The sequence below is a fragment of the uncultured Sphingomonas sp. genome (genome assembly GCF_937871615.1).
GTDB lineage: Bacteria > Pseudomonadota > Alphaproteobacteria > Sphingomonadales > Sphingomonadaceae > Sphingomonas.
This window is the reverse complement of the sequence record NZ_CALMPA010000052.1, coordinates 1-13623: the sequence shown is the minus strand read 5'-3', so window position 1 is coordinate 13623 and position 13623 is coordinate 1. Positions and strand designations below refer to the sequence as shown.

At 58.8% G+C, this 13623-nt stretch carries 14 protein-coding genes and 1 pseudogene; 13 read left to right on the top strand and 2 right to left on the bottom strand.

Going from position 1 to position 13623, the window contains the following annotated elements; all coding sequences use genetic code 11:
• Positions 1 to 175: 175 nt before the first annotated feature.
• On the top strand, positions 176 to 265 hold the full coding sequence (locus tag Q0316_RS19750; protein WP_367179700.1) for a ribbon-helix-helix domain-containing protein: 90 nt from the start codon (positions 176 to 178) through the stop codon (positions 263 to 265).
• 4 nt (positions 266 to 269) lie between these two features.
• Here Q0316_RS19750 and Q0316_RS15705 read toward each other — a convergent pair whose 3' ends face one another.
• Positions 270 to 1058 carry a glycosyltransferase family 2 protein gene (locus Q0316_RS15705; RefSeq protein ID WP_298674246.1) on the bottom strand — a complete coding sequence of 263 codons (789 nt, stop codon included), beginning with the start codon at positions 1056 to 1058 and terminating at the stop codon, positions 270 to 272.
• A 106-nt stretch (positions 1059 to 1164) separates the two neighbouring features.
• Here Q0316_RS15705 and Q0316_RS15700 point away from each other — a divergent pair, with 106 nt between their 5' ends.
• The 12 genes and pseudogenes from Q0316_RS15700 to Q0316_RS15645 all read left to right on the top strand — a co-directional run bounded on the left by Q0316_RS15700 (position 1165) and on the right by Q0316_RS15645 (position 13336).
• Positions 1165 to 2508 (top strand): O-antigen ligase, encoded by a 1344-nt coding sequence (locus Q0316_RS15700; protein WP_298674245.1) that lies wholly within the window; start codon positions 1165 to 1167, stop codon positions 2506 to 2508.
• Positions 2509 to 2592: 84 nt separating this feature from the next.
• Positions 2593 to 3309 (top strand): polysaccharide biosynthesis/export family protein, encoded by a 717-nt coding sequence (locus tag Q0316_RS15695; RefSeq protein WP_298674244.1) that lies wholly within the window; start codon positions 2593 to 2595, stop codon positions 3307 to 3309.
• Positions 3310 to 3335: 26 nt separating this feature from the next.
• A pseudogene (locus tag Q0316_RS19745) lies at positions 3336 to 3647 on the top strand (Wzz/FepE/Etk N-terminal domain-containing protein); the annotation flags it as partial.
• A 57-nt stretch (positions 3648 to 3704) separates the two neighbouring features.
• Positions 3705 to 5555 (top strand): polysaccharide biosynthesis tyrosine autokinase, encoded by a 1851-nt coding sequence (locus Q0316_RS15685; RefSeq protein WP_298674242.1) that lies wholly within the window; start codon positions 3705 to 3707, stop codon positions 5553 to 5555.
• A 9-nt stretch (positions 5556 to 5564) separates the two neighbouring features.
• On the top strand, positions 5565 to 6752 hold the full coding sequence (locus Q0316_RS15680; RefSeq protein WP_298674241.1) for a hypothetical protein: 1188 nt from the start codon (positions 5565 to 5567) through the stop codon (positions 6750 to 6752).
• 24 nt (positions 6753 to 6776) lie between these two features.
• Positions 6777 to 8054: a sugar transferase gene (locus Q0316_RS15675; RefSeq protein ID WP_298674240.1), complete on the top strand. Its 1278-nt coding sequence runs from the start codon at positions 6777 to 6779 to the stop codon at positions 8052 to 8054.
• Positions 8055 to 8086: 32 nt separating this feature from the next.
• The gene (gene rfbF, locus Q0316_RS15670; protein WP_298674239.1) at positions 8087 to 8857 is read left to right on the top strand and encodes a glucose-1-phosphate cytidylyltransferase; all 771 of its coding nucleotides are present in this window, start codon (positions 8087 to 8089) and stop codon (positions 8855 to 8857) included.
• A 2-nt stretch (positions 8858 to 8859) separates the two neighbouring features.
• Positions 8860 to 9915, top strand: a complete 1056-nt coding sequence (gene rfbG / locus Q0316_RS15665) for a CDP-glucose 4,6-dehydratase (protein ID WP_298674238.1) — start codon at positions 8860 to 8862, stop codon at positions 9913 to 9915.
• Positions 9912 to 10472 (top strand): dTDP-4-dehydrorhamnose 3,5-epimerase family protein, encoded by a 561-nt coding sequence (locus tag Q0316_RS15660; RefSeq protein WP_298674237.1) that lies wholly within the window; start codon positions 9912 to 9914, stop codon positions 10470 to 10472. Before rfbG ends, Q0316_RS15660 begins: the two co-directional genes overlap by 4 nt.
• Positions 10469 to 11692, top strand: a complete 1224-nt coding sequence (locus Q0316_RS15655) for a class I SAM-dependent methyltransferase (RefSeq protein ID WP_298674236.1) — start codon at positions 10469 to 10471, stop codon at positions 11690 to 11692. The genes Q0316_RS15660 and Q0316_RS15655 overlap by 4 nt, the downstream gene beginning before the upstream one ends.
• 135 nt (positions 11693 to 11827) lie before the next feature.
• Positions 11828 to 12652 carry an NAD(P)-dependent oxidoreductase gene (locus Q0316_RS15650; protein WP_298674235.1) on the top strand — a complete coding sequence of 275 codons (825 nt, stop codon included), beginning with the start codon at positions 11828 to 11830 and terminating at the stop codon, positions 12650 to 12652.
• A gap of 6 nt (positions 12653 to 12658) precedes the next feature.
• Complete coding sequence (locus Q0316_RS15645) at positions 12659 to 13336, top strand: hypothetical protein (RefSeq protein ID WP_298674234.1); 678 nt, start codon at positions 12659 to 12661, stop codon at positions 13334 to 13336.
• On the opposite strand, the gene Q0316_RS15640 is transcribed toward Q0316_RS15645, so the two are convergent.
• Positions 13322 to 13623: hypothetical protein (locus Q0316_RS15640; RefSeq protein WP_298674233.1), on the bottom strand; the 302-nt coding region annotated here is incomplete at its 5' end. The genes Q0316_RS15645 and Q0316_RS15640 overlap by 15 nt on opposite strands.

Here is a 13623-nt window from a genome sequence, read left to right as displayed (position 1 = left end):
GACAAGCATCCCGGCTACGGCTCGATGGGCAAGGCGGCCCGCAGACCACGCTTACGCTTCACCACTCGATTCGCACGATGATCAAGCCGACGACGACAGCCACGCGCCGTGTCTCAGTGATTCCCAAACGCCGCGATGGTAAAGCTGCTACGGCAGCGCCGCTTCACACGCATCGATGCGGCGGGGCCGGGGCCTCCAGGTGCTGATGGCCGAGGCGTTCAACGACGTGCTGCGGAAGTATGCGGAGAGCCCGATAGGAGAGTGAGGGATTACAGCAATTGCCGCGCCTTGATGAGGTATCTGAAATGAACGGCGACATTGGAGAATGGCTGGCCGATCCGCGAGAGCGAGCGTGCCATTTCGTGGCCGACCGTGAGCTTGCTGCGTAACCCTTGGGTTGATGCGCCGCCCGTTCTGAACATCGTCGTTATGACAGGCAGGGTTGCCCAAGTGCAATTGTCGCGCAGGATGGCCCTCGCAAGGAGATCGAAATCGCCGGCAATCCGTGTTTCTGCGTCGAAGCCATTAAGCGTGACCAATATCTTGCGACGCGAAGCCATTGATGGATGAGGTGGCATTACTCCAAATCTTAGCCACCATGGCTGGAACTTTTGCGCTGAATATAAGCGTCGACTAAACGGGTCGCCTTTTGTTGCCACGAATTGCGTATCGGCGAATATGAAGTCAGCATCTGTTTTCATCGCATGCATCGCGATCAGGCGAACGGCATCTGGTCGCGCGAAAAAGTCATCGGAGTTAAGGAATATTATATATTCTCCGGTAGACTTCATGATTCCCTTATTCATGGCGTCATAAATTCCGTTGTCAGGTCCACTGAAGAATTTCAGTTCGGCACGGGAAAATTCGTTGATGATATCTGCGGTCGCGTCACCCGATGCGCCATCGATGATAATGTGTTCCAGGTCATGCCAATCCTGCTCCTGAACGCTGGATAGCGTATCGCGGATGGTGCGCGCCGAATTATAACAGACCGTGACGACGGAGATACGCATGGAAACCTTGCAACGGTGAGGAAGGCGACGGTAGTAGCCGCTCATCGCGATTGCGCGCAACCCAGCGCGCTTTTGTGACTTGCCTCTCCCGATTTGAGATTTGATTGGAGCATGGATGTCGTTGTCTGGGTGGGCCGGTTTTCGTGGTCGCGTGACGGGCGCGATGCTGGCGGCCTGTCTGCTGGCAGTGATTCTTGCGTTAGCAGGTGGTGCGTCGCGCGCGGATGCGGCCAGTCAGATAGTGGTACGTTCAGCGGCGGTGCTGGCGATTGCCTGCGCGCTGGGGATGCGAGGATCTCTGTTTACCGCGAGGCAGTTGCGGCCAGCGTTCTGGATGATGATGGCGCTGGCTGCGCTGATTGCCGCGCAACTGACGCCACTTCCACCAGACCTGTGGTTGTCGCTGCCGGGCCGGGCACATTATGCCGAAGCGGCGACGATGCTGGGGCAGCCGCAACCATGGCGACCGCTCAACCTTACGCCAGATCTGGGGTGGAATGCGTTGCTCGCATTGCTGCCATGCGCAGCGGTGCTGGCCTTCGTCGCCGTGGCACGAGGGAAAGAGGCACGGATTGGACCGACTCTGGTAATGGTGGTTGCGGTTTCAAGTGCTTTGCTCGGCATCGCGCAACTCGCGGGCGGACCGGAAAGCGTGCTGCGTTATTATAGCGACACGTCGATCGGTTCGCCGACGGGCTTCTTCACCAACCGCAATCACCAGGCGATGATGCTAGCCTGCGCCCTGCCGATCATTGCCTATTGGGCTACGGATCGAGAAATCGCTCTTGACCGTGTCAAGGCGCGTCGGTTGACCGCGTTTCTCTCTGGGCTGGTGTTGATGCTGGTGATCGCTGCCAGCGGATCGCGCGCCGGACTGGTGCTGGGCGTGATTGGCGCGCTGATAGCGGGCACGATTATCTGGCCGACGTTTCGTTATCGGCAAAGCTACATGCGGATCGCCGTCGTGGCGGGCACCATGTTGCTGATCATCGGAGTCGCGCTGGCGCTCTATCATTTCGATCGACTCCCTTCGGTTAACCGGTTGCTCGCAGTAGACGATGATCAGGACATGCGGCTGAAATGGCTGGGGCCAGCGATGCACATCATTCGCGACTTCTTTCCGTGGGGCACGGGCTTCGGAAGCTTCGATTCGATATTTCGCCAATATGAGCCGCTTGAGTTGCTGCGGTTCACTTATGCGAACCAACTCCACAACGAATTCGTTCAACTGGTGCTAGAAGCCGGTTTGCCGGGGCTGGTGCTAGAGGCCGCCTTCGCGGCGGGGTACGCGGTGCAATGCACTCGAATCGTGCGCGCGCCGGCCTCCCGCGATCGGGTGTTGGCCCTGGTCGGCATCGCGGTCACAGCGATGCTCGTGGCCGGCTCAATATTCGATTACCCCCTGCGCACGCCGCTACTGTCAGGGGTGTTCGTGCTGGCGGTAAGCTGGATGCTGGCGATCGGAACCGGGCCTCAACGAATCGAGCAAGGCTGAAACGCCTTTACCCTTTTCGGTAGTCTCCCTATGAGCGGCGCGGGTCTTTTGACTAAATCTTGTCCCCCAGATATTGGTTTGCCTGTGTCGATTTCACGTTCGCTCCTTATCGGTGTGTTGTTACTGACGAATGTGAGTTGCGCATCAGGGCCACCGCTGCGGGGTTCCGAGCGACTGACAGTGCTCAACGACACCAGCCTGCCCAAGCCGGTGCGCGCGGATTTGTCGGCGCCCGATCGCACGAATCTGATCGGGCCGCTCGATACGCTTTCGATCGAGGTGTTCGGCGTCGAAGACCTGACACGTGAGGTGAAGGTCGATTCCAGTGGCCGGATCGCTTTCCCGATGATCGGTGAGATGGAGGTGGCGGGGAAGACGTCCAGCGAGTTGGCAGCTGCCATCCGTTCGAAGATCACCTCTTTCGTCCGCGCCCCTCAGGTGATCGTGAATCTGCGCGAGGCGGTGAGCCAGGTGGTGACGGTCGATGGCGAGGTTCGCAAACCAGGCCTGTACCCGGTCACCAATCAGATGACCTTGCTGCGCGCCGTCGCATCAGCGGAAGGCACGACCGAATTCGCTCGGCTCGACAACGTCATCATCCTCCGGCGCGTCGATGGAAAGCAATATGCGGGCCTTTATAGCGTCGCGGCAATCCGGCGCGGTGTATATGACGACCCTTATGTCTACGCCAATGACGTGGTTGTGGTCGGGGAATCACCGGCGCGGCGCCTCTTCAAGGACGTGCTCGCCATCGCTCCGCTGATGGTGGGGCCGGTTATCGCTCTGATTCAACGCAACTGATCAGTGCTTCCGAGAAAGATTGCTAAATGGACGACAAGAGGCGCGCCTTTATCTATCCGGCACTGGAAGCGGTGAGCGATACTGTCGCTCCCGCACCAGTAGTCACACCTGATAGCGAAGCGCCGGTTTTCTATCAGTATTTCATGATAGCGCTTCGATGGAAGATGGTCATTGCCGCGGCGATGGCGATCTGCCTCCTCGGGGGCCTGCTCGTCACCTTTCTCATGACGCCGAAATATACGGCGGTGACGACGATCGAAATCGCGCGCGAAGGCAATCGCATCGCCCCTGTGCAGGGGGTAGAACGCGAGGCAAGTGATGCCGATCTGGAATTCTACCAGACCCAATATGGGCTGTTGCAATCGAACTCGCTTGCCGAGCGCGTCGCGGTTGAATTGAATCTCGCCAATGACCCAGTCTTCTTCGATCTTTTCGGCAAGCGCCCCGCCGGTTCCGAGGACCGGGCGGCCGGTGACAAAAGTCCCTTGCCCGCCGCTTCGCGCGCCGATCGCGTGCGTCAGGCAGGTGCGATCCTGCTACAACATCTGGAGATCGATCCGGTCAGGTTGTCGCGGTTGGTGACGATCAGGTTCACCGCGCCCGACAAACGGCTGGCAGCCAAGGTCGCCAATGCTTGGGCAAGCAACTTTATTTCGAGCACGCTCGAACGGCGCTATGACGCGACGTCCTACGCACGGAAATTCCTTGAAGGCCGGCTAGGACAGCTTCGCCTCCGTCTCGAAGATTCCGAGCGTCAGCTCGTTGGCTATGCGGCGCGCGAGCGGATCATCAACATTCCGGCGACCGGGCCCGGTGCGACCGGCGGGGAGCGCTCGATCGTCGCGGACAATCTCGCGGCTCTGAACACAGCGCTTAACGAAGCGAAGGCGGATCGTGTGCGTGCGGCGTCGCGCCTTTCCGGGGGGGCGCGTGGCGCGGTGCCCGAGGCATTGCAGAATTCAGCAATCGCCGGCCTGCGGGAGCGTCGCGCGGAAGCCGCGGCCGAATATCAGAAGATGATGGTGCAGTTCGAGCCGAGCTACCCACAAGCCAAGGCGCTGAAGGCCAAGCTCGATCAGCTCGACGCCAGCATCGCGCGCGAGGAAAGCCGCGTGCAGGCAACGCTGCGTGGCCAATACGATGACAGTACCCGCCGCGAGGAGCAGCTTTCTACCAAGGTCGGCGATCTGGAGAATTCGCTGCTGCAACAGCGCCGGCGGGGAATTCAGTATCAGATATTCCAGCGTGAGGCGGATACCAATCGGCAGCTCTACGACGCGTTGCTGCAGCGTTATAAGGAGATTGGCGTCGCCAGTGGGGTTGGAGTCAACAATATCGCTGTCGTCGATCCAGCGAGTGAGCCCGTCCGGCCATCGTCGCCGCGCCTGCTGCTCAACTTATTGTTGAGTTTCATTGTGGGGGGGGCGCTTAGCGCGAGCCTGGTCTTCCTGTTGGAGCAGACGGGAGATTCCTTCGATGATCCGGAGAAGGTCGAGCGCGAATTGGGCGTACCGCTGCTAGGTACGATTCCGCTGGTTGCCGAGGGGTCGCCGGTGGACGCGCTCCAGGATCGCAAATCGCAGCTGGTGGAGGCCTATCTTTCGCTCGAGGCGGGCCTCAGTCTGACGACCGATCACGGCGTTCCTCAGGTAATGTCGGTCACCAGTACGCGGCCGGCCGAAGGCAAGTCGCTCACCGCACTGGCGCTTGCGACCTTGCTCGCCCGTTCGGGACGGCGGACATTGCTGATTGATGGCGATATGCGTTCGCCATCGGTCGCCCCGATGCTGGAACTGAGCAACGAATTCGGACTCAGCAGCTATCTCGCCGGCAATGACGACCTTGCCGCGATGATCGTTCCGATGTCATCGTCGCTGGGCGTTCTGCCCGCGGGGACCACGCCGCCCAATGCGGCGGAGCTTTTGTCGAGCGATCGCTTCCCGGCGATGCTGACGCGGCTGCGGAAGGAATATGATCACCTGATCATCGATTCTCCGCCGGTCATGGGGCTCGCAGATTCGCCGTTGATCGGGCACCGCATGGATGCGGTGTTGCTTGCGGTCGAATCGCACGGCATCCGCGCCGCACTGGTGCGGCGGGCATTCAAGCGGCTGATCGCGGCGCGCGTGCGCGTCATTGGCGTGGTGCTGACCAAGTTCCGCAATGATCGCGCGCATCTCGGTTATGGCTATGATTATGGCTATGGCTATGGTCACGACGATCAACGTCGGCCGGGCAAGGCCTGATCGATCGCAATGCCTCGCGCATCCCGCCTCTCCCATATCCTCATCATCGCGCTGATTGCGGTGGGGGTCGAGATAGTGGTGGTGCGCAACGCGATGGGGTTGAGCCTGTCGCGGATCGTGCCGGCAACGTTGCGGCTGCGGTTCAACGGCGCGGATGCGGGCATCAACGCGGCGGTGGCTTCGCAATTGCTTGTTATGGAAAGCCGGGCAAATGCGCTGGCAGCGCAGGACTATGCCCAACGAGCGCTGTTGCGCGATCCACTGATGGCGGAAGCCGCGCGAGATTCCGGCGTGGCAGCCGGACTGCTTGGCCGCACCGACGCGTTGAAGCGGCGGCTGGATTATTCCCTTTGGGTGTCACGCCGCGATTTGCCGACGCTGCTTGGCGAGATTGAGCAGCGCGTTGCGGCGGGCGATATAGCTGGTGCGCTCCGTTACTATGATATCGCGCTGCGCTCCTCCGGCAGCGCTGGCACGGTCCTGATGCCGGTACTGGTCAAGGCGGTGAACGATGCGCCGGTGCGAACGGCGCTCATCGGCTATATCAACCATCATCGGCCGCCATGGACGCAATCCTATTATGACGCATTGTTGCAAACCGGTCGCGATTGGCGGGCACTGGCTTCGGTAACGCGCGGCTTGGTAGCCGCAAAGGTGCCGCTTGCTGGCGACGCCGTCGATCAGGCGATCCGCACGGTGGCCGAAGCGGGGCATCCGGCCGAGGCTTATGGAATCTATCTCGCCAAGACCGGCAGCGCCGAGCAGCAGGCATTGCGCAATGGCAACTTCACGTCGACTGAGGGAACCAGCCCGTTCGACTGGAATTTGACGCAGGAGGCCGGTCGGCAGGCGGTGATCGCCGACGGGCAGTTGCGGATCGACGTCGCCCGTGACACCAATGGCAGCGTAGTGAGCCAATTGTTGATTTTGTCCCCCGGTCGTTATCGTTTTCGGGCGAAGCTTGACCAGGACGGCGACCCAGGCAACGCATTGCCCTATTGGAGGATTTCCTGTTTTCCGGGTTCTGCCGAGGCCGGGAGGATGGAAGCTCGCATGGTGGATGCCCAGCGCGGCTGGTCAGGGGAATTCGTCGTGCCGCCGGATTGCAAGGCGCAGGAACTGGCGCTGATTGCGCGCGCGGCAGACGCTGCGACAACATATAGTGTCAGCGATGCCGCGATCAGCGCGACACGATGAGACCTGGACGAAGACATCCGAACCTTGGCTAGCAATAACCTCTATCGTCGACATGGCAGCGCCTATCGCTGGGCGCGTCTGCGTTGCCAGTTGCCGGTCACGCTTCTGCTCGCGGCAGTCATTCCATATCTGGCGCGCTATGTCACGGTATCCGATCCGCTGCTGCTTGCTGCGCTGAGCACCACCTTTGCCGCCAATATCATCTGTATCGGTATTGGCATCTGGCTGTTTCGTAGCGTGAGTGATTTTCCGGGGGTAGAAGCAAGCAGTTACATCCTGCCTGCTTTCTCGATCGCTTACGCGTTTGCCTTGCTGGTTCTGTTATTCGGGAGGATCGATTACAATCGCGGGCTATTATTGGTCGGGTTTATCCTTGCTGTCCTGTGCTCCTATTTCATTTATTCCCGGATGCAGCGCCGACGGTTGCGCATTGGCTTCGTTCCGATCGGGGCGGGGGGGAATCTACGCGTGGTCAAGGCGGTGGATTGGGTAGTTCTCGACGATCCGACGCTTCCGTTGCCGCGTGTCGACGCGGTCGCAGCCGATCTCCGCGTCAATCTGCCTGACTCATGGGAGCGGCGGCTGGCGGATATCGCGCTATCCGGCACTCCGGTCTATCATTGGAAGCACCTCGCGGAGTCGCTAACCGGCCGGGTGGAACTGGAGCATCTTTCCGAGAACAATTTCGGCTCACTGACGCCAGCGTCAGCTTATATGTCGATCAAGCACGCGGTGGATTGGATTTTCGCGGGCGTCGCGTTGCTGTTGTTGTCGCCCTTTCTGCTGTTGCTGCTGCTAGCGATACGGCTTGATTCCCCTGGCGCACCGATCTTCCGTCAGACGAGGGTCGGCTATCAAGGGCATCCGTTCACCGTATATAAACTGCGCACCATGTCGCAGGGGCGCGCGACTGGGGACGCGCGCAGGGCTGCGATGACCAGTTCTGACGATTTGCGCGTGACCAGGCTAGGGGCATTGCTCCGCCGTTCGCGGATTGATGAGCTACCGCAACTCATCAACGTCCTGCGCGGTGAGATGAGCTGGATTGGGCCGCGCCCTGAGGCCGAGATTCTGTCGAAATGGTATGAGGACGAAATCGTCTTCTACCGTTACCGTCATATCGTTCGGCCAGGGATAACTGGCTGGGCGCAGGTGAATCAGGGACACGTCGCCGAGGTCGACGACGTGCGCAGCAAGCTGCATTATGATTTCTTCTACATCAGAAATTATTCGCCCTGGCTGGATCTGTTGATCGTGGTACGCACCATCGTCACGATGCTGAACGGTTTCGGAGCACGTTAGATGACAATTGTCGTTGTAACAGGGGGTGTCGCTTGAAAGTTGTTATTCTAGCCGGGGGACTCGGAACGCGTATCTCCGAAGAAACCCACCTTCGCCCCAAGCCGATGATAGAAATCGGAGGTATGCCGATCATATGGCATATTATGAAGATATACTCTTCGTTCGGCATGAACGATTTTGTCGTTTGCTGCGGCTATAAAGGTTATATAATAAAAGAATATTTCTCCAATTACTTCCTGCATATGTCGGATGTGACTATCGATCTCTCGTCGAACGGGTTGGAAGTCCATAATCGCAAGGCGGAGCCTTGGCGCATCACCCTGGTCGATACTGGGGAATCGACAATGACGGGCGGACGGCTTCGTCGCGTCGCCGATTATCTGCGCGATGAGAAAGAATTCTGCTTCACTTATGGCGATGGCCTGGCCGATGTAGATGTCGGCGCGCTAGTCGATTTCCACCGTACGCACGGCAAGCTGGCAACGGTGACGGCGGTCTCGCCGCCCGGCCGCTATGGCGCGCTGGATATCGATGGCCAACAAGTTCGGGGGTTCGCCGAGAAGCCGCGGGGCGATGGTGGGTTCATCAACGGCGGCTTCTTCGTGCTCGACCCCGCCGTCGTCGATTATATCGCCAATGACGCGATGCCGTGGGAGGCCGCTCCGCTCGAACGGCTCGCCGCCGAGGACCAATTGCAGGCTTTTGAACATCATGGCTTCTGGCAGCCGATGGATACGCTCCGCGACCGTAACGCGCTGGAAGACATGTGGGCGAAAGGGCTGGCGCCTTGGAAAAGGTGGTAAGCTTGGCTGGCTCGGATTTCTGGCGCGGCAAACGCGTCCTGCTGACCGGACATACGGGCTTTAAGGGAGGGTGGCTGGCGCTCGCCTTGCTCCGCCGGGGCGCGCTTATCACCGGATATGCCCTGGCGCCCGATCATCGGCCCGCCTTGTTCGACGCGTTGCGGCTCGGCGAGCATCTGGACAGCCGGTTTGGCGATCTTCGTGACGGCTCGGCGCTGGCCGCGCTGGTGGCCGAAGTGCGGCCGGATGTTGTCTTCCATCTCGCCGCGCAGCCGCTCGTCCGGGCAAGCTATGCCGATCCGGTCGGCACCTTCGGCAGCAACGTGCAGGGCACCGTGAATCTGCTCGATGCGCTTCGGCGTACGCCAACAGCTCGCGCGATCGTGGCGGTGACCACTGACAAGGTTTATCGCAATCGCGAATGGGTCCACCCTTATCGTGAGGACGACCGGCTCGGTGGGCACGATCCGTATAGCGCCAGCAAGGCCGCGACGGAGATCGTGATTGCCAGCTATCGGGATTCATTCCTGACCGGCCTCGGCGTTCACGTCGTTTCGGCTCGGGCCGGCAATGTTGTTGGTGGTGGGGACTGGTCAGCCGACCGACTTATCCCCGATGCGGTGCGTGCTTGGAGCAGCGGTGCCACGCTGGATATCCGTCGCCCTGATGCGACTCGTCCGTGGCAGCACGTGATCGAGCCGGTGTGCGCTTATATGGAGCTTGCCGAGCGATTGTGGAATGAGCCGAACCTGCCGACGGCCTTCAATTTCGGCCCGGACCCGCACGATGTAGCCGATGTTCGGACGGTGATCGAACTGGCTCGACAAGCGTTTGGTAGTGGGTCGGTTGCTTATGCGGATATGGTGAGCGGCCCGCATGAGGCGGGATTGCTCGCGCTCGACAACAGCCTGGCGCGCCGGCACTTGGCGGTCGCGCCGCGCTGGCAGCTGACGGAGACGGTGGCGCGCACGATGCACTGGTATCGTGAACGGGCCGCCGGCGGTGATGCGTGGCAGCTGTGCATGGACGATTTCGCCGCTTATGAGGCCGCCGCGTGAAGCGCCTGAACATTACCGCAACGCCGTTGGATGGCGTGGTGCGCGTTGACCGCGCTATCGGCCGCGATACACGGGGCGCGTTTGCCCGGCTGTTCTGCGCCGAGGAACTGGCAGCGTGCGGCTGGACGGACCCGATTGCGCAGGTCAACCATAGCGCAACCCCACGGCGCGGCAGCCTGCGGGGCATGCATTTTCAATATGCGCCCTATGCCGAGGCCAAGCTGGTGACGTGCATCCGTGGCGTGATTTTCGACGTGGCGGTCGACCTGCGGAAAGGGTCTTCCACCTACCTTCACTGGCATGGCGAAATACTGGGCGGTGCGGATGGCGGCGCCATGTTGATCCCGCCGGGCTTCGCGCATGGTTTTCAGACATTGTCCGACGATGTTGAACTGATCTATTGCCATTCGCGGCCCTATGCCGCGTCGACTGAGGGAGGACTTCATCCGTTCGACCCAGCGATCGGCATTGGCTGGCCGGAGCCGGTGAGCGAGATATCCGATCGCGATCTGGACCACCCAGCGCTGACCGGCGATTTTCAGGGAGTGATTTTGTGAATTGTCGTCATTGTGGACACGGGCTTGAAAAGACGTTCCTTGATCTCGGCAGCGCTCCGCCTTCCAATGCATATCTCGACCGTGCCGGGCTGGAAAAACCGGAGACCTGGTTCCCGCTCAGGCTGCTGGTATGCGGTCGTTGCTGGCTGGTGCAGACGGCGGATCATGCGGGGCGTGAGTTGCTGTTCAGCGACGATTATGCCTATTTCAGCTCCTTTTCCTCGTCTTGGCTCGCGCATGCTCGCGGCTATGTCGCGGCGATGACCGAACGGTTCAACCTCGCGAGCGACAGCTGTGTGGTAGAGGTTGCTGCGAACGACGGTTATCTGCTCCGTTATGTTCAGGAGCGTGGGATCGACTGCTACGGCATCGAGCCGACGCACAGCACCGCCGAGGCCGCTCGCGCGATCGGCATCGAGATTGTCGAGGAATTCTTTGGCGTGGCGTTGGCGCGAGAACTGGTCGCCGCCGGGCGCAGCGCGGATCTTATGGCCGCGAACAATGTGCTGGCGCATGTGCCCGACATCAACGATTTCGTTGCGGGTTTCGCGACTTTGCTCAAGCAGGCTGGCGTGGCGACGTTCGAATTTCCCCATCTGTTGCGGATGATGGCGGAAAATCAGTTCGACACCGCATATCACGAGCATTTCTCCTATCTGTCGCTGCTGGCGGTGGAGGCTATTTTCGCAGCCAATGGCTTACAGGTTTTCGACGTGGAGCAACTGGCGACCCATGGCGGCAGCCTGCGTATATTCGCCCAACGCCAGGGCGGCCCGCACGCGGTGACTGCGAATGTTGCGGCGGTCCGCGCGGACGAACAGGCCGCAGGGCTGGCGACATTTGCGCCTTATGCCGCCTTCCAGAAGGCCGCGGAGCAGGTGAAGACCGATTTTCTCCGCTATCTTCTTGATGCACGGGCGACCGGGTTGCGCGTCGGCGCCTATGGCGCGGCCGCCAAGGGCAACACCTTGCTCAATTACGCGGGCGTCCGCCCTGATCTGCTTCCATATGTGGTCGATCGCAACCCGGCGAAAGCAGGCCGTTTCATGCCGGGCAGCCGCATCCCGATCGTTGGGGAGGATCATCTGCGGGCGGATAGGCCTGACCGTATCGTCATCCTGCCGTGGAACCTGACGGACGAGGTGATACAGCAGCTCGCCTACGCGCGTGAATGGGGCGTGCGTTTCGTGACCGCCGTGCCGGAACTGATCGAACGATGAGCCGGATCTTAGACATCGAGCTATCAAAGGGAGCTTGCCTACTAATGTGCCAACGGCGAGCAGAAGGATGACCCAGGCCGGATTTTGCGAGATGAGGAGAAGATTCGTGACGACGCTCTCTAGGCTGCGCTCGCCGTGAAACTATTGATAACGGGAGCCTCTGGGTTTATCGGTCGACATGTTCTTGCACGTCTGGAGCATTGTGCCGATGTGGATGTGACGGTCCTCTCACGTCGCGAAATGGCCACCCCGCCTGATGTAACGACGATTGTCAGTGATCTTTCCAGGGATTGTCCGGATTGGAGCGATCTGGGGCGCCCGGATATTGTGTTGGACTTGGCTTGGGGAGGATTGCCTAATTATCTGTCCTCGCATCATTTTGATGAGGCGCACCGGCATCTGGTATTTTTGCGCAAGATCGCAGGGCAAGGTTTGGCACGGATTGTTTGCGCTGGAAGCTGTTACGAATATGGAATGCAGCAAGGTTGCTTGACAGAAGATATGATAACGGCGCCGTCCAATCCCTATGGGTTAGCCAAAGATGTTTTGCGCAAGCAGCTTGAATTCGATCATGGCAGCGCCGAACTGATCTGGGCGCGTTTTTTTTATCTTTATGGAGAAGGACAAGCTCCATCGTCGCTTTATTCGCAGGTCACTGCCGCTATCGCACGCGAAGACAGTGTTTTCCCAATGTCTCATGGAGAGCAAATACGAGATTTTCTTCCGGTTGAGCAGGCAGTAGATTATCTTATACGCTTAACATTATCCAATGTTGCGCATGGTATATATAATATTTCGTCGGGAAATCCTGTGTCAATTCGACGGCTGGTGGAGTCATGGTTCGCACAAAGCGGCCATTCAATAGCGCTTGATCTTGGCCATTATCCGTATCCGGATTGGGAACCTCTAGCATTCTGGGGTTCAACAGAGCGTCTTCGCGGCGCCTTGGCTCAAGGTTGAGGCGTTATGTCGCTAGCTCTGCGCATTGAATCCAAAGAACGATTGGTGCGGCACGTATGTGGCCAGCTTTCAATGTTTTATCCATTGTCCGTCCTGGAAAATGATATTCATTCGATATCACTTTTTGTCGAAGAATCTTTGTCTAGAATGGCTGTAATCGTTAATAGCGTACGCAATTTCAAACAAGGGTATTTTGATCACCTTAATACCTTGCAATACGCCAGCTTTATCTATATATTAGGCAATACAATCTGCAAATCCAAAGATAATAAAAAATTGAATGAAGACGAAAAATCTGATTTGGTGGACAGACTCTTCGGGCTAAACCGGGCTGTCAGCGGGTTAGAAATTTACCCATCTACTTCGCTCCCTGAACCATTTTTTCTTTCCCACGCGCTTGGCACGATTTTGGGCAATGTCCAATACGGCAGGGGTTTAGTCATATTTCACAATGTTACCGTGGGGAGAATCGGCGAAAATCGTCCATCTGTTGGAGATGACGTAATTCTATTTCCAGGGTCGTCAGTTACCGGACGAAGCACGATTGGTGCCGGAAGCGTGATATCAGCCAATACTCATCTTCACAATGTTCATATTCCGGAAAAATCTTTAGTATTTTCTGGAAACGGCAAAATTTCTATAAAAAATCTAGATCGGGATTATTTATCTCTATATTTTAGATAGGCTGAAAATGCGAAAAATTGTCGGCCGAAGAGTGTGGTTATGGCCCAGACTCATTCGCAGCCAGAAGGCGACGGCTGAAAGGAAGTTGTCGACAAGCTGGGCGCGTCTATTTACCATCGGAACTGAGCGCGGAGGGGTGGTGAGGGCCTGAATGACGCTTTCCGGGGTGACCGGTACTGATTTCTCGTTCCGGTCAATTCGACCGTTTTGGGCGGGATTTCCCGGCATGCGGGCGTCGGACACGTTGTTCTGCGCCGCCAGCACCAGCACCTTCAGCATCACCACCG